20 protein-coding genes are annotated in these 18,479 nt (G+C 71.8%); 11 read left to right on the top strand and 9 right to left on the bottom strand.

All coding sequences use genetic code 11. The annotated features are described in order from the left end of the window. Position 1 precedes the first annotated feature (1 nt). A complete protein-coding gene (locus tag ADK36_RS19975) occupies positions 2-1,675 on the bottom strand; it encodes an amidohydrolase (protein ID WP_053198505.1) in 1,674 nt (557 codons plus the stop codon). A gap of 21 nt (positions 1,676-1,696) precedes the next feature. Further along, on the bottom strand, positions 1,697-3,199 hold the full coding sequence (locus ADK36_RS19970; protein ID WP_048579017.1) for an APC family permease: 1,503 nt from the start codon (positions 3,197-3,199) through the stop codon (positions 1,697-1,699). 137 nt (positions 3,200-3,336) lie between these two features. On the opposite strand from ADK36_RS19970, the gene ADK36_RS19965 reads away from it, so the two are divergent. The 3 genes from ADK36_RS19965 (at position 3,337) to ADK36_RS19955 (ending at position 5,060) form a co-directional block, all read left to right on the top strand. After that, on the top strand, positions 3,337-4,128 hold the full coding sequence (locus ADK36_RS19965; protein ID WP_234329811.1) for a TetR/AcrR family transcriptional regulator: 792 nt from the start codon (positions 3,337-3,339) through the stop codon (positions 4,126-4,128). Continuing rightward, positions 4,125-4,589 carry a pyridoxamine 5'-phosphate oxidase family protein gene (locus ADK36_RS19960; protein WP_053198503.1) on the top strand — a complete coding sequence of 155 codons (465 nt, stop codon included), beginning with the start codon at positions 4,125-4,127 and terminating at the stop codon, positions 4,587-4,589. The genes ADK36_RS19965 and ADK36_RS19960 overlap by 4 nt, the downstream gene beginning before the upstream one ends. Before the next feature lie 78 nt (positions 4,590-4,667). Continuing rightward, positions 4,668-5,060 (top strand): VOC family protein, encoded by a 393-nt coding sequence (locus ADK36_RS19955; RefSeq protein ID WP_048579015.1) that lies wholly within the window; start codon positions 4,668-4,670, stop codon positions 5,058-5,060. Between the two features lie 46 nt (positions 5,061-5,106). Here ADK36_RS19955 and ADK36_RS19950 read toward each other — a convergent pair whose 3' ends face one another. Together ADK36_RS19950 and ADK36_RS19945 are read right to left on the bottom strand one after the other, a co-directional pair. Beyond that, positions 5,107-5,418, bottom strand: coding sequence for a DUF4235 domain-containing protein (locus tag ADK36_RS19950; RefSeq protein WP_048579014.1), 312 nt, complete (start codon positions 5,416-5,418; stop codon positions 5,107-5,109). A 22-nt stretch (positions 5,419-5,440) separates the two neighbouring features. After that, positions 5,441-6,454: a glutathione S-transferase family protein gene (locus tag ADK36_RS19945; RefSeq protein WP_053198501.1), complete on the bottom strand. Its 1,014-nt coding sequence runs from the start codon at positions 6,452-6,454 to the stop codon at positions 5,441-5,443. A 102-nt stretch (positions 6,455-6,556) separates the two neighbouring features. On the opposite strand from ADK36_RS19945, the gene ADK36_RS19940 reads away from it, so the two are divergent. Further along, positions 6,557-7,528, top strand: coding sequence for a cation diffusion facilitator family transporter (locus ADK36_RS19940; protein ID WP_048579012.1), 972 nt, complete (start codon positions 6,557-6,559; stop codon positions 7,526-7,528). A gap of 108 nt (positions 7,529-7,636) precedes the next feature. On the opposite strand, the gene ADK36_RS19935 is transcribed toward ADK36_RS19940, so the two are convergent. Beyond that, on the bottom strand, positions 7,637-8,086 hold the full coding sequence (locus ADK36_RS19935; protein ID WP_048579011.1) for a nitroreductase family deazaflavin-dependent oxidoreductase: 450 nt from the start codon (positions 8,084-8,086) through the stop codon (positions 7,637-7,639). 82 nt (positions 8,087-8,168) lie between these two features. Beyond that, positions 8,169-8,798: a LysE family transporter gene (locus ADK36_RS19930; RefSeq protein WP_048579010.1), complete on the bottom strand. Its 630-nt coding sequence runs from the start codon at positions 8,796-8,798 to the stop codon at positions 8,169-8,171. A 307-nt stretch (positions 8,799-9,105) separates the two neighbouring features. Here ADK36_RS19930 and ADK36_RS19925 point away from each other — a divergent pair, with 307 nt between their 5' ends. Further along, a complete protein-coding gene (locus ADK36_RS19925; RefSeq protein WP_053198500.1) occupies positions 9,106-10,314 on the top strand; it encodes a cytochrome P450 in 1,209 nt (402 codons plus the stop codon). A 12-nt stretch (positions 10,315-10,326) separates the two neighbouring features. Further along, positions 10,327-10,557: a ferredoxin gene (locus ADK36_RS19920; RefSeq protein WP_048579008.1), complete on the top strand. Its 231-nt coding sequence runs from the start codon at positions 10,327-10,329 to the stop codon at positions 10,555-10,557. Positions 10,558-10,643: 86 nt separating this feature from the next. Here the strand turns inward: ADK36_RS19920 and ADK36_RS19915 are convergent, their stop codons facing one another. Next, a complete protein-coding gene (locus ADK36_RS19915; protein ID WP_053198497.1) occupies positions 10,644-11,195 on the bottom strand; it encodes a TetR/AcrR family transcriptional regulator in 552 nt (183 codons plus the stop codon). Positions 11,196-11,305: 110 nt separating this feature from the next. Here ADK36_RS19915 and ADK36_RS19910 point away from each other — a divergent pair, with 110 nt between their 5' ends. The 3 genes from ADK36_RS19910 to ADK36_RS19900 are packed head-to-tail and all read left to right on the top strand — an operon-like array spanning position 11,306 to position 13,370. Next, positions 11,306-11,764, top strand: a complete 459-nt coding sequence (locus tag ADK36_RS19910; protein WP_053198496.1) for a DUF1348 family protein — start codon at positions 11,306-11,308, stop codon at positions 11,762-11,764. 54 nt (positions 11,765-11,818) lie between these two features. After that, positions 11,819-12,352 carry a flavoprotein gene (locus ADK36_RS19905; protein WP_048579005.1) on the top strand — a complete coding sequence of 178 codons (534 nt, stop codon included), beginning with the start codon at positions 11,819-11,821 and terminating at the stop codon, positions 12,350-12,352. Between the two features lie 49 nt (positions 12,353-12,401). Then, positions 12,402-13,370 carry an aldo/keto reductase gene (locus tag ADK36_RS19900; RefSeq protein ID WP_048579004.1) on the top strand — a complete coding sequence of 323 codons (969 nt, stop codon included), beginning with the start codon at positions 12,402-12,404 and terminating at the stop codon, positions 13,368-13,370. 49 nt (positions 13,371-13,419) lie between these two features. On the opposite strand, the gene ADK36_RS19895 is transcribed toward ADK36_RS19900, so the two are convergent. Further along, positions 13,420-14,241, bottom strand: coding sequence for a phytanoyl-CoA dioxygenase family protein (locus ADK36_RS19895; protein ID WP_078916003.1), 822 nt, complete (start codon positions 14,239-14,241; stop codon positions 13,420-13,422). A gap of 75 nt (positions 14,242-14,316) precedes the next feature. On the opposite strand from ADK36_RS19895, the gene ADK36_RS19890 reads away from it, so the two are divergent. Together ADK36_RS19890 and ADK36_RS19885 are read left to right on the top strand one after the other, a co-directional pair. Next, a complete protein-coding gene (locus ADK36_RS19890) occupies positions 14,317-15,237 on the top strand; it encodes a helix-turn-helix domain-containing protein (protein ID WP_048579003.1) in 921 nt (306 codons plus the stop codon). Between the two features lie 345 nt (positions 15,238-15,582). Beyond that, entirely contained in the window at positions 15,583-17,742 is a 2,160-nt protein-coding gene (locus ADK36_RS19885; protein WP_053198494.1) for an RICIN domain-containing protein, read from the top strand. A gap of 9 nt (positions 17,743-17,751) precedes the next feature. Here ADK36_RS19885 and ADK36_RS19880 read toward each other — a convergent pair whose 3' ends face one another. Next, positions 17,752-18,432: a DUF4232 domain-containing protein gene (locus ADK36_RS19880; RefSeq protein ID WP_053198491.1), complete on the bottom strand. Its 681-nt coding sequence runs from the start codon at positions 18,430-18,432 to the stop codon at positions 17,752-17,754. Positions 18,433-18,479 lie beyond the last annotated feature (47 nt).

The raw sequence follows: 18,479 nt of genomic DNA, 5'->3' as shown, positions 1-18,479 counted from the left end.
CTCACGCCCCTGGGGCGGCGTACACGCGCGTGCCCCCGACGTAAGTGAGGGACACCCGCGTCTCCGCGATCGCCTCCATCGGCCCGTCGAACGGATCGCGGTCCAGGACCACGAGGTCCGCGAGCGCTCCGGCGCGCACCTCGCCCGTGTCGTCGAGGTGGTTCACATACGCCGAGCCCGCCGTGTAGGCGCTCAACGCCTCGGCGAGTCCGATGCGTTCGCCGGGCAGGAACACCGGTGTGCCGCCGCCGTCCGGGGGCACGCGGTTGACCGCCACATGGATCCCCTGGAGCGGATCGGGGCTGCTCACCGGCCAGTCGCTGCCCGCCGCGAGCCGGGCGCCGGAGCGCAGCAGCGCGCCGAACGGGTACTGCCACGCGGCCCGTTCGGGCCCGAGGAACGGAATGGTCAGCTCGTCCATCTGCGGTTCGTGCGCGGCCCACAGCGGCTGGATGTTCGCGGTCGCCCCGAGCCGGGCGAAGCGCGGCACGTCGGCGGGCTGGACGACCTGGAGATGGGCCAGGTGGGGCCGCGTGTCGCTCGGCCCTCCGCCGGCCTTCGGCCGGGGGGACCCCCATCGCGCTTCGCTCGCGGCGCGCGCGGCCTCGATCGCGTCCAGCGCGTCGCGTACGGCCCGGTCGCCCAGGGCGTGGAAGTGGCACTGGAAGCCGAGCGCGTCCAACTCGGTGACGTACTCGGGCAGTTGCCCGGCGTCGATGAAGCTGGTGCCCCGGTTGGCGGTGGCGCAGCCGCACTTGTCGAGGTAGGGGTCCAGCAGCGCCGCCGTTCCGGTCTCGGCGACGCCGTCCAGCATCAGCTTGACGCTGCCCGCGCGGAACCTGCCGTGGCTCAACGCGGCCCGCCGCTCGACCAGTTCGGGAATCTGCTCGGCGCCCCGCTCGCGGTCCCACCACAGCGCGCCGACGACGCGGGCGGTGAGCGAGCCGTCCCGCGCGGCGGCCAGATACGCCTGCGCCGGGTCCTCCATCCCGAGGAAGTCCCCGACCAGCGCGTCCTGCCAGGCGGTGATGCCGAGCGCGTGCAGATGCCGCTGGGCGTGCAGCAGGGCCGCCGTCAGGTCGGCCGGTGTCGCCGGTGGGGTGAGCCGCCCCACCAGCTGCATCGCCCCCTCCTGCAAGGTTCCGCTCGGCTCACCCGAGACGTCCCGGTCGATCCGCCCGTCGGCCGGGTCGGGCGTGTCGCGGGTGATGCCGGCGAGCGCGAGGGCGCGGCTGTTGACCCAGGCGCCGTGATGGTCGCGGTTGGGCAGATAGACCGGTCGGTCCGGCACCACCGCGTCCAGCAGCTCCTTCGTCGGCGTACCGCCCTCGAAGGCCTCCATCGACCAGCCGCCACCCGTGATCCACTCCCGCCCGGGGTGCGCGTCGGCGTAGGCGCGCACCGCGGTGAGCGTCTCGTCCGCCGTCCTCGCCCCGGTCAGATCGCACCGGGAGAGCTCCAGTCCGGCCGGTACCGGATGTACGTGCGCGTCCTGGAACCCGGGCATCAGCAACCGCCCGGCGAGGTCCACCACCTCGGTCCGCGGCCCGGCGAGATCGTGCACCTCCTCCCGTCCTACGGCCGTGACGCGGTCGCCGGTGACGGCCACGGCCGTCGCTGTGCGGCCCTCGGGAGTGAGGACGGGGCCGCCTGTGAAGAGGAGATCTGCGTGCATGTTCCGTTTCCTGGTCGGGGTTCATCGGGACGTGGCGAGGAGCCGGGGCGCGTCGGCGTCGGTCCCCTTGCCGGTGCGGAAGTACGGCGATCTGCGCACCCACTTGGCCCATGCGGCGGCCACGAAGCCCGACGCGATCATCGCCAGCGGGGTGGACAGCAGGAACCATCCGTTGTCCGCGCTGACCTCGAAGTGGTCGGCGGACGTGTAGAACGACCAGCCCAGATAGCCACCGAGGCCGAGCAGGGCCGCCGCGCTCAGCGCGGGGAACACCACCGCCCGTATGCCCTCCCGCCAGTCCTCGCGCAGCAGCGAGCGGAAGCGTACGGCGGCCGCGACGGCCGTGAGGGCGTAGGACAGGGCGACCACGATGCCCACGGCGCTCACCGTCGCCATGATCATGTCGGCGAGGCGGGGGATGATCAGCGCGAGCGCCGCGACCAGCGCCGCCAGTACGCCGATGAGCACGGTGCCGGCGGCCGGAGTCCCGTACCGGGGGCTGACCTTGGACCACACCGGCCCGAGCGTACGGTCGCGGCTCATCGCGAACATCGCCCGGGCCGTCGGGATCACCCCGGCCTGCAGCGAGGCGACCGCCGAGAACATCAGGGCGATCAGCGGGAGCGCCGCCCACGGCTGGGACGCCAACCGCTCGCCGAAGAAGGCCAGGCCCTCGGCGCCGTGGCCGGCCAACTCCTCCTCGGACAGGACGCGTTGGAAGGCGATCGAGCCGAGCAGGAACAGCCCCAGCATGGTGCACAGGGTGGTGATCCCGGCCCGGGAGGCGTCGCGCGGGTCGCGGACCTCCTCGTTGACGCTGAACGCCGACTCGAAACCCCAGTAGCAGAACACCGACAGCAGCAGGCCCTGCGCGAGTGCCGTCGCCGAGGGGATCGCGAACGGGTCGAACCAGCTCAGGCTGAAGTCGTGCGGTCCGGTCACGATGCCGTACCCGCAGAAGCCCAGCAGGACGACGTACTCGAAGACCAGCAGCCCGGCCTGGAGACGGGCGGCGGCGCGGATGCCGGTCACGGCGGTCAGCGTGACCGCGACCAGGACCAGGATGCCGACCGCCGTCGTCTGCGCGGTCGAACCCGGGTCCAGCGCGAGGCCGCCCACCCGGTGCAGTCCCGCGTCCCCGGCCAGTTGGAGCAGGGCCGAGCCGGTGACCGCCGTGGTGTACGCGAGGAACGCCACCACGGCCACGATGTTCACCCAGCCCACCATGAAGCCCAGCCACGGGGTGAGTGAACGGCCCACCCACACATAGCCGTTGCCCGCGTTGGGCTCGACCTTGTTGAGCCGGGAGTACGCGCCCGCGATGCCCAGGACCGGCAGGAACGCCAGCAGCATGATCGCCGGCAGATGCAGGCCGACCACCCCCGCCGTGACCCCGAGACCGATGCCGATGCTGGTGGTCGCGGCCGTACTGGAGGCGGCGATGGCGATGCCGTCCAGGACACCGAGGGATCTGCGCAGCGCGGGCTGCGCCGCTGGGTCGACGCTGTGGGGCTGGTCGGACATGGCCTCTCCGCTCGCACCGGGGGCCTGGGCGGCCCCGATGAGCGGACATGAAACTGTCCGGAGGGTTAACAGGTCAACGGTGTTGTCATAAGGTGCCGGGCACCGGACCGAGGGAGGCAGTCCATGGGAGGCAGTCCATGAGTGAGCGTGTCGTCCCGCCCGCCGCCCGGCGGCGCAGGCGCCCCACCAAGCAGGGCGTCGTGCTGTCCGAGGGACTGATCGTCGAGACGGCCCTGAGGCTCATCGAGGAACACGGCGCCGACGCCCTCTCGGTGCGCCGCCTCGGCCGGGCGCTCGGCGCCGACCCCAGCTCGCTGTACCGCTACTTCCGGACCACCGACGACCTGATGCTCGCCATCGCCGACGAACTCATCGGCCGTACGCTGCGCACCTGGCGGCCCACCGGCGACTGGCGCGCCGACCTGTGGGATCTCGGCCTGCGCATGCACGCCGGGGCGCTCGCACACCCCCGGGCGGCGGTGCTCAGCTCGTACCGGGTGACCGGGCGGGCGTACGAGATCCAGGCGGTCGAGACGATCCTCGGCGTGCTGCGCGAGGCCGGGTTCCCCGACGGCGAGGCCGTGCGGATCTACCACGCCTTCGTCGACCAGGCACTCGCCCACGGCGCCCTCGACTCGGCGAGCGCGGCGATGCCGAAGGCCGCGCGGGAGGCGGAGGCGGCCGTCTGGCGGGCGACGTACGCGCGTCTGTCCGCCGACACCCACCCGCACATCGCCGCGACGGCCCGCCATCTCGTGGCGGACATGGCGCACAGCTCCTATCCGGCGGTCCTGGACCTGCTGCTGAGCGCGGCGGCGGTGCGGCTGGCGGAACACCAGGAGCGGAAACCCGGGACCGGCCGCGAGTTGGGCAGTCACACTGGAAACGTCCGTCGACAGTTGCCGCGACAGGAGGCAGTCCGCAGATGACCCGCCCGCCCGCACGCCCCGCCAAGCAGCGCAAGCAGGACACCCTGAACCGACTGGAACACGACGAGGACGTGTGGGTCGCCACGGCCGAGGTCGACGGAGGCGTGCCGTATCTCGTCCCGCTGTCCTTCCTCTGGAACGGTTCGACCCTGCTGCTGGCCACGCCGGCCAACAGCCCGACGGGCCGGAACCTGAGGCTGACCGGCAGAGCGCGCCTCGGCGTCGGGCCGACCCGTGACGTCGTCATGATCGAGGGCACGGCCGACACGATCGCCCCTTCTCAGCTCCCCGAGGAGGAGGCCGACCGCTTCGCGTCCAGGACCGGCTTCGACCCCCGCCGACTCGCCACGCCCTACCTGTACTTCCGTGTCCGTCCACAGCGGGTGCAGGCCTGGCGTGAGGCCGACGAGATCGCCGGGCGGGAGCTGATGAAGGACGGGCAGTGGCTGGTGGCGGACTGAAACGCCCTGGCCGGGACACCCGTGGGGGACAGGGCGCGGGACAGGACCGTCCCGCGCCCCTGACCCTTCGGAGGAGTCATGCCACTGGTGACAGCGGGTTTCGTGGTGCTCGACTGTGCCGAGCCCGAGAAGCTCGCCGTGTTCTACAAGGAACTGCTGGACGGCGAACAGACGGACGCGACCGCCAACCGCGTGGAGATCAGGGGCGCCGACGGCACGCGGCTGGCATTCCGGCGCGACATGAACGCGACCCCGCCGAGCTGGCCGCGCCCCGAGAACTCCCTCCAGGCCCACCTGGACTTCGTCGTGGCGGACCTGGACGAGGCGGAGCGCAGGATCGTCGGGCTGGGCGGCCGTCCGGTGGAGACGAAGGACGCGGCCGGCCCCTACGAGGAACGCGGCTACGCCGACCCGGCCGGCCACTCCTTCACCCTGCACCGCAGGGCCTCCACGGCGCCGAAGCAGGGCTGAGCCACACCAGGGCCGCCGGGGCCGCCGGGGCGGCCCCGGCGGCCGCTCAGTCCCGGCCGCCCTTCTCGCTGACCGGCCACACGCCCGTCGAGCGCTCGATCGCCTTCGCGCCGGTGCGGTCCGCCAGGCTGCGCGCCATCGCGAAGAGGGCGCCCTGGACCGCGGCCGCCAGCAGGATCTCCCCCCAGCCGCGGTCCCGGTCCAGGGCGTCGGGGGCGTCCTCCTCGTGCCGTATCGCCATCCAGGTCTTGCGGAAGGCGAGCCCCGCCAGCGCGCCGCTCGCCCAACCGAGGGCGAATCCCAGCGGCTTGTAGGCGAGAGGGAGCTTCGCCTTCTTCTGCTTGCTCTTCTTGGCCATGTGCCTGTGCCTCCTTCGTCGGTCAGGGCCGTCCGTGCGCCGGGACCCGCTCGGCCTCCGGAACCGGCCCGGGCGGCGTCCCGTCGCCGAACGGCCTGCCGCCCAGCTCCGCACGGTGGTGCGGGGTCAGCCAGCCCGGCAGATCCGGCCCGAGGGGCACGATGCCGGTCGGGTTGATGCCGCTGTGTACCTGGTAGTAGTGCCGCTTGATGTGGTCGAAGTCGACGGTGTCACCGAATCCGGGCGTCTGGTAGAGGTCGCGGGCGTACGCCCACAGGACCTGATCCTCCGTCAACTTCCAGCGGTTGCACTTGAAGTGGCCGTGGTAGACGGCGTCGAAGCGGACCAGGGTGGTGAACAGCCGGATGTCCGCCTCGGTGATCGTGTCGCCGACCAGATAGCGCTGCTCGGCCAGCCGCTCGGCCAGCAGCTCCAGCCGCCGGAAGAGACGCGCGCAGGCCGTCTCGTACTCCTCCTGACCGGTGGCGAAGCCCGCCCGGTACACCCCGTTGTTGACGTCCTCGAAGACGTCCGCCATCACGGCGTCGATCTCGTCCCGCAGCGGTTCGGGGTAGAGGTCGGGTGCCCCCTCGCGGTGCAGCGCCGCCCACTCGGTGGCGAGGTCGAGCGTGATCCGCTGGTAGTCGTTGGTGACGAGCCTGCCGCTGGGCACGTCCACGATCGCGGGCACGCTGACGCCGCCCGGGTAGTCGGTCTCCCGCCGGTCGTAGGCCTCGCTGAGGAAGCGGATGCCGAGCACCGGGTCGCGGTCGTCGGGGTCCAGCGTGAAGCGCCAGCTGCGGTCGTCCTGGATGGGGTCGGCGATCGCCAGGGACAGGGCGTCCTCCAGGCCGAGCAGCCGCCGGGAGATCACCGCCCGGCTCGCCCACGGACAGGCGCGGCTGACCACCAGACGGTACCGGCCGGCCGCCACCGGCCAGCCCTCCCGGCCGTCCACGGTGATCCGGTCCGCGAAGTGGGCCTTCGACCGTTGGAAGGACTTCCTCCCGTAGGCGGTGTTGCCCCCGCCGCTCATGACCCGGCTCCTCTCTGCCAGACGTCTCCTGATCTCACCGAGTCCCCCGATTTCCGCCGACCGCACGGTGTGAGCCGGATCGGCCGGGGCAGCCGGGGGAAAATGAGCAGTACGCCCAACGCGCCGCAGGCCGACCACAGGACCCGTGTCACCGTCCTGGTGGCTCTCACCGCGAATCTCGTCATCGCGATCGCCAAGGCGGTCGGCGGAGTCGTCGCCCACTCGCCCGCGCTGCTGTCGGAAGCCGCGCACTCCGTGGCGGACAGCGTGAACGAGGTCTTCCTCCTGGCCGCCCTGCGCCGCAGTCGACGCCCCGCCGACGCCCGCCATCCCTTCGGCTACGGCAAGGAACGCTTCTTCTGGTCCCTGCTCGCGGCCGTCGGGATCTTCGTGATGGGCGGGTGCTTCTCCTTCTTCCAGGGCGTCGAGGCGCTGCGCGGCGGCTCCGAGGAGAAGTTCGGCGGCTATGTGGCCGGCCTGATCGTGCTCGGTGTCGCCTTCGCCGCCGAGGGTCTGTCGCTGGTGCGGGCGCTGTACCAGGTGCGCGGGCAGGGCGGTGTCGCGAAGGGGCTGCGTGACCCGGCCCTGCGCACGGTCGTCGCCGAGGACGGCACGGCGGTGCTCGGCGTGACCCTGGCCTTCGCCGGCATGGCGCTGCACATGGTCACCGGGCAGGTCGTCTGGGAGGCGTCGGCGTCGCTCGCGATCGGCGCGCTGCTCGTCTACGTCGCCTACCGGCTGGGCCGCGAGGCCCGCGACCAGCTGATCGGAGAGGCCGCCCACCCCGAGGCGGCCGCCAGGATCCGGGCGCTGCTGGAGGCCCAGCCCGAGATCGACAGTGTGGAAGCCCTGTTCACGATGAAGACCGGGCTCGAAACGGCCCTGGTGGCGGCCCGTGTCGATCTGATGCCCGGCTTCGACAGCGAGCAGGTGGAGGAGGTCGCCGTCCGTATCAAGCGGTCCATCGCCCGGACCGTGGCCGAGGCGGACCAGATCTTCCTCGACGTGACCGAACGCTCCGCGCGCGAGGCACAGGGAAGCCCCGCCGCGACGGGGGAGCGCGGCGGGGCCTGACGCACGTGTGCCCGGCACACGGGGGTTCATGCGTCCTGAAAGAGAAAAAGTTTCCGGAGGCCGACCGGCTGCTGCCGGGGCCCGGCTCCGACCCCGGTGAGACTCCGGTCAGTCCTCGTCGAACGGCTCCAGCACGAAGACCGGTATCACCCGATCGGTCTTCTCTTGGTAGTCGGCGTACGGCGGATACGCCGCCACGGCCCGCTCCCACCACTCGTCCTTCTCCGCGCCGGTGATCTCGCGGGCCCGCATGTCCCGTTTCACCGGCCCGTCCTGGAGTTCCACATGGGGATCGCTCTTGACGTTGTGGTACCAGACCGGGTGCTTGGGCGCCCCGCCCAGCGAGGCCACCGCGGCATACCGGCCCTCGTGCTCGACGCGCATGAGCGGCGTCTTGCGGATCTTGCCGCTCCTGGCACCCCGGGTCGTGAGCAGGATCACCGGCCTCCCCGTGTTCTGCAGGGTCGTCCCCTGGGTGCCGCCGGAGCTCTCGTACAACTCCACCTGGTCGCGTACCCACTTGGTCGGGCTCGGCTCGTACTCGCCGTCGAGAGGCATGGCCTCGGTCCCATCGTCGTGTCCTGATGCTGACTGACGCCCTACTGCAACAACGGCACGGACGGAAATCATCCTGCCGCGGCTACACCAGCATCCCCACGGCCAGCGCCAGGATCACACCGCTCGACACCAGCGCCGTCACCAACCGCCCCCGGTACCCCGTCAGTACGCGTCCCAGCAGCGCCCCGCCCCCGGCGAGCAGCACCTGCCAGCTCGCCGACGCGGCGAACGCGGCCAGGACGAAAACGCCCTGTTCCGGGGGCGCTGCCGGGTCCGTCGTGCGCGTGCCGAGGACGAGGGCCACGAAGTAGATCACGGTGGTGGGGTTGAGCAGAGTGATGCCGAGCAGCGCCAGGTAGGCGCGCGCCGGACTCGGGGGAGGGGCGGCGGGAGCGGAGCGGGTGGACTGCCGGTGGTCGCGGTAGTGCCGTACGGCGATGACCGCGCCCCGCACCGCGAGGGCGGCCAGAACCAGGGCGGAGGCCCAGCGCAGCGGCACCAGCACCGGGCGCAGCGCGGTGGCCAGCGCGGAGCCGCCGAGGGTGGCCACCAGCGCGTAGAGCCCGTCGGCGGTCGCGACGCCCAGCGCGGCGCAGACCCCCGTCCGCAGGGAGGTACGGGCGGTGAGGGAGACGAGGTAGGTCGCGACCGCGCCGACCGGGACGGCGATGCCGTAGCCCGCGAGCAGCCCCGCGACGAGCGCGGCGGTCACGACGTGGGAAGCGCGGGCCTCCACGGTCGGCCGGGCTGCTGCCGGCGCGCCACCGGGCGAACGGTGTCGGTCAGCGGCAGGAAGGCGATGGTCGTAGACATGGCCGGATTCTGCGGGTGGCGGCGGTGTGCCGACAAGGGAATTTCTCCGGAGTGCCGGGCGCACGCCCCGCGACCGAAGCTCTGTGCGACGATCCCCGGCCAGATTGTCCGTGCGCCTGATCTGGCCGAACTTGGCGTCGCCCCCTAGATGCCTGAGGCATCTAATGAAGATCGGCACGACGCACTCTTCGTCTGCGAGGTCTTCCATGACGGACATGACGGAACCGCACACCGTCGTCTTCCCCCAGAGCCGGACCTGCCCCTACCACCCGCCCACGGCCTACGACCGCCTGCGTGACGCGCGCCCGCTGGCCCGGATCTCCCTCTACGACGGCCGACCGGTCTGGCTGGTCACCGGACATGCTCTCGCCCGCACCCTGCTGGCCGACGGACGGCTGTCCTCCGACCGCACCCGGCCCGACTTCCCCGCGACCACCGCACGGTTCGCGGGTCTCCGCATGCGCAAAGGCGCGCTGCTGAGCGTCGACGACCCCGAACACCGGGTCCAGCGCCGGATGATGGTTCCCAGCTTCACGCTGAGGCGTGCCGTCGAGCTGCGCCCCGAGATCCAGCGGATCGTGGACGAACGGCTGGACGCGATGATCGCCCACGGAGCGCCCGCCGAGCTGGTGAACGACTTCGCCCTGCCCGTTCCCTCGATGGTCATCTGCGCCCTGCTGGGCGTCCCCTATGCCGACCACGACTTCTTCGAGGAGCAGTCGCGGCGCCTGCTGCGCGGCCCGACGGCCGCCGACACCATGGCCGCCCGCGACCGGTTGGAGGCGTACTTCGCCGAGTTGATCGACCGCAAGCGGAAGCAGCCGGAGCCCGGCGACGGCGTCCTGGACGAACTCGTCCACCAGCAACTGCGCGCGGGTGAGCTGGACCAGGAGGAGGTCATCGCCCTCGCGACCATCCTGCTGGTCGCCGGCCACGAGACGACCGCCAACATGATCTCCCTGGGCACCTACACCCTTCTCCAGCACCCGGACCGGTTGGCCGAGTTGCGCGCCGACCCGTCGCTGCTGCCCGCCGCGGTCGAGGAGCTCATGCGGATGCTGTCGATCGCCGACGGCCTGCTGCGGGTCGCCGTCGAGGACATCGAGACGGACGGCGGGACGATCCGGGCGGGCGAGGGCGTGGTCTTCTCGACCTCGGTCATCAACCGCGACGAGTCCCTCTACCCCGACCCCGACACCCTCGACTGGCATCGCTCGGCCCGCCACCACGTCGGCTTCGGCTTCGGCATCCACCAGTGCCTCGGCCAGAACCTGGCCCGGGCCGAGATGGAGATCGCCCTGCGCACCCTCTTCGACCGCCTGCCCACCCTGCGCCTTGCCGTCCCTGCGGAGGAAATCCCCTTCAAACCCGGCGACACGATCCAGGGGATGCTGGAACTCCCCGTGACCTGGTAAGAGGCTCCGGTCATGCACAACGAAACGCGCGAATCACACGAAACGCACATCGACATCGACCACGACCTCTGCGTCGGCGCCGGCCAGTGCGCTCTGGTCGCCCCGTCCGTCTTCACCCAGGACGACGACGGCTTCAGCGCCCTGCTGCCCGGCCGCGAGGACGGCGGCGGCGACCCGATGGTGCGGGAGGCCGTCCGGGCCTGCCCGGTCAGCGCCATCACCGTGTCGGAAACGGGGAGTTGACGCCGGACACCCCGCTCGACCACCTCGCTCGATTCACCCCAGCGCCGGGCGGGCCCGCATCCGATGCCGGGTCCGCCCGCCCGATCTCAGCGCGCCGCCACCAGCGACCGCGCCGCCTCCCTTGCCTCCGCCGCCGGTCGCGTACCGCCGGTTATGCCCGCCGTCACCATCGCGCCCTCGGCCAGCAGGAACAGCGGCCCGGTCAGCGCGTCGGGGAGCCCTGCCGCGGTCACCAGTGAGGCGAGGTAGTCGCGGAACGCCTGTTTGTGCGCCCGGACCTGGTCGGCCACCCGCTCCGACCGGGCGCCGAGCTCGCCGTACGAGTTGATCCAGGCGCACCCGCGGAAGTCCTCCTCGGCGAACCACTCCTCCAGCCAGTCGAAGACGGCGAGGATCCGCCGCCCGGGGTCCGGCTGCCGCTCCGCGTACGCGGCGAGCTGCCCACGCCAGCGCACGTCGCGCCGCTCCAGATACGCCACGACGAGCTGCTCCTTCGCCGGGAAGAGCTGATAGAGCCGCTTCAGCGAGACGCCGGACGCGCCCCGGATGTCGTCCATGCCGACGGACTGGATGCCGCGCCCGTAGAACAGCTTCTCCGCGGCGTCCAGTGCCTGCTCCCGGGCGGTTGCGCTGTCCATGTACGACCACTCCTTGACGCGAGAACGAGCGTTCTCCTACGGTAGCAGCCAAGGCGGAGAACGCACGTTCTCCGCTCGCCCGCACCGCCGTTCCGGCCCCGGAGGATGACATGACCGACCGCCCGCCCCTGCCGCCGTTCACCCGCGAGAGCGCCGCACGGAAGGTGCAGGCCGCCGAGGACGCCTGGAACACCCGCGACCCGCACAAGGTGGCGCTCGCCTACTCGGAGGACTCGGTGTGGCGCAACCGCGACACCTTCGTCACCGGCCGCGCCGAGATCGTCGCGTTCCTCACCGCCAAGTGGGCGCGCGAGCAGGAGTACGCGCTGCGCAAGGACCTGTGGGCCTTCGACGGCAACCGCATCGCGGTCCGCTTCCAGTACGAGTGCCAGGACACCGACGGGCGTTGGTGGCGGTCGTACGGCAACGAGTTGTGGGAGTTCGACGCGCACGGGCTGATGACCCGGCGCGAGGCGAGCATCAACGACGTACCGATCGAGGAGAAGGAGCGCCGTATCTTCGGGCCGCGCCCGGAGAACGAGCGCGGGCTGTCCTTCCCGGTGCGCTAGGCAGGTCGAACCCGTTGAGTCAGACCGGTTGAAGCCGTTGAGTAGTGTTCCCGGGTGACCCAACAGGCCCGGAAGTCCTTCCTCTACGTCGTCGTCTGCGCCGCCGGGATCGCCGCGGACGTCAGCAAGCTGATCACGGCCGCGCAGGAGCGGGACCTGGAGGTCGGCGTCATCGCGACACCGGTCGCCATGAACGGCTTCTTCGACACCGCCGCCGTCGAGGCCCTCACCGGCCGCCCGATCCGCTCGGCCTGGCGCACGCCCGCCGATCCCCGCCCCTTCCCGCCGCCGGACGCCGTCGTCGTCGCACCGGCCACCTTCAACACGATCAACAAGTGGGCCGCCGGCATCGCCGACACCCTCGCCCTGGGCACCCTGTGCGAGGCGTACGGCCTCGGCGTCCCCATCGCCGTCCTGCCCTGCGTGGCCGACGCGCTGGCCGCCCATCCCGCCTACCAGGACAGCCTGATACGGCTGCGCGGGATGGGCGTGCGCTTCGGCGAGCCGTACACCGGCGCGGCGGGGGAGGACGGTGTCCGGCCGGACTTCGGCTGGGAGCGCGCGCTCGACCTGCTGGACCGCCACTGAGCGCCGTAGGCTCCACTGGTACCCCACCCCGAAGGCAGGAGCAGCAACGATGCAGTACGTGAAGCTCGGTTCGACGGGCCTGGACGTGTCGCGGATCTGTCTGGGCTGTATGACCTACGGGCTCCCCGACCGTGGCGTGCACGAGTGGACCCTCGACGAGGAGGCCTCACGACCGCTGATCCGGCAGGCCCTGGACGCCGGGATCAACTTCTTCGACACCGCCAACGTCTACTCCGACGGCACCAGTGAGGAGATCGTCGGCAAGGCGCTGCGCGACTTCGCCCGCCGGGACGAGATCGTGCTCGCGACGAAGGTGCACGGCCGGGTGCGGCCCGGCCCCAACGGCGCCGGACTCTCCCGCAAGGCCATCATGACGGAGATCGACCACAGCCTCGCCCGCCTCGGCACCGACTACGTCGACCTCTACCAGATCCACCGCTTCGACCCGCACACCCCGGTCGAGGAGACCATGGAGGCCCTCCACGACCTGGTCAAGGCGGGCAAGGTCCGCTATCTCGGGGCGAGTTCGATGTACGCCTGGCAGTTCTCCAAGATGCAGTACACGGCCGAGCGGCACGGCTGGACCAGGTTCGTCTCGATGCAGAACCACTACAACCTCCTGTACCGCGAGGAGGAGCGCGAGATGCTCCCGCTCTGCGCCGACCAGGGCGTCGGCGTGCTGCCCTGGAGCCCGCTCGCCCGCGGCCGGCTCACCCGGGACTGGGGCACGGTCACCGACCGCAGCGCCGGCGACGACTTCGGCAGCCGTCTCTACGCCGACAACGACCGCGTCGTCGTCGAGGCCGTCACCCGCGTCGCCGAGGAACGCGGCGTCTCACGCGCCCAGGTCGCCCTCGCCTGGCTGCTCCACCAGGACACGGTGGCGGCCCCGATCATCGGCGCCGCCAAGCCGCACCACATCGAGGACGCGACGGCGGCGGTCGAACTCCGGCTCACCGACAAGGAGTTGGAGGAGCTACAGCAGCCATACAGCCCCCACCCGGTCATCGGCCACTGAAACGCCCCTTCCTCACGCGACCGGCCACGACGCACCCGCAGCCGACAACTCAGTGGGGCCCGTAGGGCGCGAACTCGCTGCCGCACGGCCCCGCCCCTTCGCTCTCGCCCAACGGCACACGATCACCGCTCATCGACACCGTCCGGTAGTACGCCCCGATCCGCTCGGTCGAACGCCCCACGTAGTGCCCGATGAACGACCGCCGAAAACGATCCACCGTACGGTTCGGCTGCGACCCGTGCACCAGGCTCCCGTTGAAGAACAGAACGTCTCCCGGTTCCATGTCCACGGGTACGGCCACCAGACCGGGCGGCGGCGGAACGAACTCCCGCGCGAAGGACACCTCGGCGTCCGCCAGTTCCGGGCAGAACAGGTCCATCTCATGGGTGCCGGGGACGACTTCGAGTCCGCCGTTGTCCCGGTCGATCACATCGCAGGCGATCCACGCCGCCACACACGTGCCCGGCTCGACCCGCAGATAGAAGTTGTCCTGGTGCAGCGCCTGCCCCCGGGCACCGGGCGGCTTGAAGTAGAACATGCTCTGCGCGGCCAGCACCTCCTCCCCGAGCAGCGCCTCCAGCACGCCGCGCAGCCGGGAGTCCAGCAGCACCCGCAGTGACAGCTCGTCGAACTCGTGCGGCTGCATCACCCTCGGGTACGCGTGCAGCGGGTCGCTGTCCGACGGGCGCGGCTCGAAGTGCCCGGGCACGGGCCCGGCCGCGTGCAGCGCCGCGAACCGATCGCACAACCGGTCGATCTCGTCGCCCCCGAACAGCCCGCGTGCGACGGTGAACCCGTCCTCGCGGAACCGGCTGAGCCAGGTCTCGGGCAGGATGGGAGTGCCGGTGGCGCCCATGCCCGTGGCTGTCATGTCGGCTGTCATGTGTCCACTCCTCGGTCAGGTGTCCTCTCCGGACCACGCTAGGCCGACGCACGTCCCAGGAGGATGACTGTGAGCGCTGACGGATTGCCCGGGACTGCTGCGCCCGGTGTGCCCGCACCACCGCCCGGCCTGGTCGTGGTCGGGCATTTCGACCAGCCGCCGACGTACGGGATCAGCCGGCCGCGGGGCGCCGACAGCTGGCTGTTCACGTGGACGACCGGTGGGCGGGGCCGGCTGTGGCACGGGAGCGCCGAGGCGACGGCCGGGGCGGGGGACCTGGTGGTGCTCGCGCCGGGCGTTCCGCACGGCTACGCAGTGGATCCGGGAGCGCGGCACTGGCGGTTCTGGTGGGCGCACTGCCAGGCGCGGACCTCGTGGCGGTCCTGGCTGCGTCCGTACGACGCCGGGGAGGGGATGTACGTCGTCACGCCGACGCCGGACTCGGTGCACGGCCGCGTCGAGGCGGCGTTTCGCCGGATGCTCGCCGACGCCCGCTGGACGGGCACCGAGGCGCCGCCCGCGACGGCGCCGGGGGGCGACGCGGTCGCCGTGGCCCATGGCACCGCGGCCCGTGAACTCGCCCTGTGCTCACTGGAGGAGGTCGTCCTGCTCACCGCCGGCACCGCACGGGCCCAGCCGCCCCGGCCCGGCATCGACGCCCGGGTGCGCCGGGCCGAGGCGCTGATGGCCGCCGACCCGGCCGCACCGCACACCGTGCGCTCGCTCGCCGAGCATGTCGCGCTCTCGCCCTCCCGGTTCGCCCACCTCTTCACCCGGCAGCTCGGGCAGTCACCGATGCGCGTGCTGCGCGAGGCACGTCTGCGGCACGCCGCCCGGTTGCTGGAGAGCACCGACCTGTCCGTGGAACGCGTGGCAGCGGCCTCGGGGTTCGTGAGTCCTTTTCACTTCAACCGTGTGTTCCGTGAGCGGTACGGGAGGCCGCCGGGCGCGTACCGGGGGAGCGGTCCAATGGTTGGCGCATGACTTGTGAAGGCGGGGTGAAGGTCCGTACGTCCGTATGACCAGGCATGAAAGTCGGAGATCGGCCGTTCAATGGTTTTCGCTCGCGCTCTGGCGGAGCTGAGTGGATACCATTTCCAATTGCCCCCGCTGATATGCCGTAATCGCCGCGGACTGCTATTGACCATTCGTCAAACGGTGAGCGTCGCGCACGCAATGCACAAAAACCGGAATCGCTTGTTCTCTGCCCCTGACCTGTGAAAAGGTGTGCCTCGCTCCCCAGTGCCCCAGGCTTCACAAGAGCCGCGCCCGGAGCATACCCCTTGGTATGGACCTTCAATGCCGAATGCCCTCCGGAGGAATACCGTCGTGCCTGACGCAGGCCTGTCGAATTCGCCTGACGACGCCCGCCTCTTCGATGTGACGGACGCTCAACTGAGCGCCGAACTGAAGAAGTGGACGGGGGTGACACCGGCGCTGCACCCCGTCGGTGAACTTCTCGACCGGCACTGGGAAGCGGGCTTCGCCTACGCACGGCTGTGCACCGCCGATGCCCGGTCCGCGGGCATGCTCACCACCGCGGCCTTCACCCGGCTCTTCGGCGAAACCCTGCGGCAGACCGGTCCGACGGCCGCGTGGCGCCCCCAACTGCTCGTCACCGTGCGCCGGATCGCCGCCGAGTGGGACACCGACCACAGGCGCGAGCTGCTCCACCCCGAGTTGCGGTCCGAGACGGAGGGCGCGGAACGCGTCGCCGCCCGACTGCTGCCCCCGGCGAACCGGCGGCTGCTGACCGGAGCCTTCCAGCGGCTTCCCCAGGCGGCCCGCTGTCTGCTGTGGCACACCGAGGTCGAGGCCGAACCACTGGCCGTACCGGCCGGGCTCCTCGGCCTCGACGAGGAGTCCGCCCGCGTCGAACTGGGCCGGGCCTGCGAGCGGTTGCGCGAGGAGTGCCTCCAGGTCCACCGCGAACTCGCCCCCGAGCACGAGTGCCGGCAGTACCTGCGGATGCTGGACGTCACCTACCGCCGCGGCGGCGTCGACGTGGACCCCGACCTGCGCGAGCACCTGGAGCGCTGCGGGCACTGCAGTGACACCGCCGACCAGCTGACCTTCTTCAACCAAGGGCTCGGCGTCGCACTGGCCGAGGCCGTGCTGGGCTGGGGCGCGAGACCCTACCTGGACGCGAGAGCGCGCCAGGCCGAGGCGCCGGCCGAGGCGCCGCCGGCCCCGGAATCCGCCGCGCCGATCGCGGGCGAGTCGTTCTTCTCCGACGCCGCCGACTTCGTCCCTCCGGCGGATGTCCCGCCCCCTCCGGCACATGCCCCCGCTCCTGCGAGTGATGGCTTCGCCCCTGGGGCGGCGGCCTTCGCCTCCAGCGGGGAGATACCCGCGCCCGCCGGTCCGCCTTTCGCCCCCGCAGGCGAGTCCTTCGCCGCCGCGGCGTCCGGCGGCTCCCCCGCGGGGACGGGCCCCCGCGCCGGACGCCGGGCCGCCCGTCGGTCCGCCCGGCAGACCGACGCCACCACGGCCCCACCCACCGGCGCCGACCGCACCTGCTCCGGTCGCGCGGCCCTCAAGGCCGCCCGCCGTGCCTCCCGGCGCCGCAACCTCACCGCGGCCGTGGCGACCGTCAGCGCCCTGGTCGTGGTGCCGCTGGTCATCTGGTCAGCGGGCGGATCCGACGAGGGGTCCGCTCCGACCGCGAACGACCGCCCCACCGAGGCACCCGACGCCGACCCTGGCGCCGACGCGGGATCCGCCACCAGCAACCCGTCCTGGGCGGGCGCCGCCGAGGCCGCGAAGGGCGAGCTGCGGGGGCGGCTGCACAACATCGGGTCCGGGCTGTGCGTCGGCATCGTCGGCGCAAAGGCCGTCAAGGACGCCGAGACCGAACTCACCAAGTGCTCCTCGGCGCCCGGCCAGCAGTGGTCGTACGAGACCGACGGGCTGGTGCGCAGCGCGGCGAACCCCGATCTCTGCCTCGACTCCCACCTCGGGTACTCGGTCCGGCTGGCCCCGTGCAAGGGTGCCGCCGATTCCGAGACCAAGAACGTCCGCTACGACTTCACCCTCCAGGGCACCCTGGTGCCGCGCTTCAACCAGGACCTGGCCCTGAGCCCCGCCGCCACCGACGGCTCGGGCGCCCTGGTCCTCAAGAGCCGCGAGGACGACACCGAGGCCCAGCACTGGGTTATCGACACGTCGAAGACGGAACTCCAGCTGGAGGTCGTCAACTGGGACTCGAAGGCGGAGGCGGCGAACACGCCGACCCCGACCCCCACCCCTGAACCGTCGAAGACGCCGACCCGCACGCCGACACCGTCCACCACCCCGGCGCCGCAGCCGACGGCCACGAGCCCGTCCCCGACCGACGCGTCCTGCTACTCCAACCCGTACTCCTGCTCCTGGGACGGCCAGAACGGGTCCGACGGCGGGTACGGGAGCGGGTACGGGTACGGGGGTGACGGTTACGGCGGTTACGGCGGTTACGGCGGTTACGGATACGGCGGTCGCGGCCGCGGCTGACCGGACCGATCAGCCGCCGGTGCCGGGCTGGACAACCGTCAGGCGCACCGCGGACTCGTTCCCGGCCACCGGCACCTCACCGGCCGTCCAGGTCACCTTGAGCGGATCCCGCTCGTCGGGCGGCGTCACGAGCAGCGCCGTCGGCAGGGCGGTACGAGCACCGCTGATCTCGGGGCTGGCGAAGGACAGCCCGGCCCAGGCGCTGCGGCCCGGGGCCAGCGTGACGGTCGTGGGCGTGTCGGGGGAGCGCTTCGGATCCGGTCCGAGCTGCTTGCCGGACGCGTCGACGAAGGCGGCACCCGGATAGCCGCGGACGGTGCAGACGCGGTCGGCCGTATTGGTCAGCACGATCGGGAAGTTCCGCTGTCCGGCCCCCGGACTGGGGCGTCCGATCGACGCGCGCAGCTCGGACGTACGACAGCGCGGGGCGGCGGCGCCCGACTGGGTCACCGGGCTCTCGGTGCCGACGGTGTCAGCGGTACCCGGTCCGGTCGTGTCCGGCCCGGTCGTGGGGCTCCCGGTGTCCGCCGTGGCCGAACCGGTCGTACGGCCGCTCGTGGCGGCCGGTGTCCGTGCGGCGCCCGTGGAGTCGGCACCGCCGTCGCACGCGGCCAGCAGGCCCAGCAGCGCCACGGCGGTCACGAGGGGAGTCACCCGGTGTAAGGAGTGGAAGGTCCGTGCACGTCCCATGTCTGTCACGACTCCCCGCTTTTCCGCCGGCTACTCACCGCTTTTCC

The sequence above is a fragment of the Streptomyces viridochromogenes genome, from assembly GCF_001270495.1.
Classification (GTDB): domain Bacteria; phylum Actinomycetota; class Actinomycetes; order Streptomycetales; family Streptomycetaceae; genus Streptomyces; species Streptomyces viridochromogenes_A.
The sequence above is the reverse complement of the archived record's forward strand: the minus strand, read 5'-3'. Positions and strand labels throughout refer to the sequence as shown.

Excerpts from the sequence above, each read along its gene's own strand:
- ADK36_RS19920 (WP_048579008.1), top strand. The coding sequence starts at position 10,327 with ATGCACAACGAAACGCGCGAATCACACGAAACGCACATCGACATCGAC.
- ADK36_RS19970 (WP_048579017.1), bottom strand. The coding sequence starts at position 3,199 with ATGTCCGACCAGCCCCACAGCGTCGACCCAGCGGCGCAGCCCGCGCTG.
- ADK36_RS19960 (WP_053198503.1), top strand. The coding sequence starts at position 4,125 with ATGACCCGCCCGCCCGCACGCCCCGCCAAGCAGCGCAAGCAGGACACC.
- ADK36_RS19880 (WP_053198491.1), bottom strand. The coding sequence starts at position 18,432 with ATGGGACGTGCACGGACCTTCCACTCCTTACACCGGGTGACTCCCCTC.
- ADK36_RS19900 (WP_048579004.1), top strand. The coding sequence starts at position 12,402 with ATGCAGTACGTGAAGCTCGGTTCGACGGGCCTGGACGTGTCGCGGATC.
- ADK36_RS19935 (WP_048579011.1), bottom strand. The coding sequence starts at position 8,086 with ATGCCTCTCGACGGCGAGTACGAGCCGAGCCCGACCAAGTGGGTACGC.
- ADK36_RS19925 (WP_053198500.1), top strand. The coding sequence starts at position 9,106 with ATGACGGACATGACGGAACCGCACACCGTCGTCTTCCCCCAGAGCCGG.
- ADK36_RS19950 (WP_048579014.1), bottom strand. The coding sequence starts at position 5,418 with ATGGCCAAGAAGAGCAAGCAGAAGAAGGCGAAGCTCCCTCTCGCCTAC.
- ADK36_RS19975 (WP_053198505.1), bottom strand. The coding sequence starts at position 1,675 with ATGCACGCAGATCTCCTCTTCACAGGCGGCCCCGTCCTCACTCCCGAG.
- ADK36_RS19890 (WP_048579003.1), top strand. The coding sequence starts at position 14,317 with ATGACTGTGAGCGCTGACGGATTGCCCGGGACTGCTGCGCCCGGTGTG.
- ADK36_RS19940 (WP_048579012.1), top strand. The coding sequence starts at position 6,557 with ATGAGCAGTACGCCCAACGCGCCGCAGGCCGACCACAGGACCCGTGTC.
- ADK36_RS19915 (WP_053198497.1), bottom strand. The coding sequence starts at position 11,195 with ATGGACAGCGCAACCGCCCGGGAGCAGGCACTGGACGCCGCGGAGAAG.
- ADK36_RS19955 (WP_048579015.1), top strand. The coding sequence starts at position 4,668 with ATGCCACTGGTGACAGCGGGTTTCGTGGTGCTCGACTGTGCCGAGCCC.
- ADK36_RS19965 (WP_234329811.1), top strand. The coding sequence starts at position 3,337 with ATGAGTGAGCGTGTCGTCCCGCCCGCCGCCCGGCGGCGCAGGCGCCCC.
- ADK36_RS19895 (WP_078916003.1), bottom strand. The coding sequence starts at position 14,241 with ATGACAGCCACGGGCATGGGCGCCACCGGCACTCCCATCCTGCCCGAG.
- ADK36_RS19945 (WP_053198501.1), bottom strand. The coding sequence starts at position 6,454 with ATGAGCGGCGGGGGCAACACCGCCTACGGGAGGAAGTCCTTCCAACGG.
- ADK36_RS19910 (WP_053198496.1), top strand. The coding sequence starts at position 11,306 with ATGACCGACCGCCCGCCCCTGCCGCCGTTCACCCGCGAGAGCGCCGCA.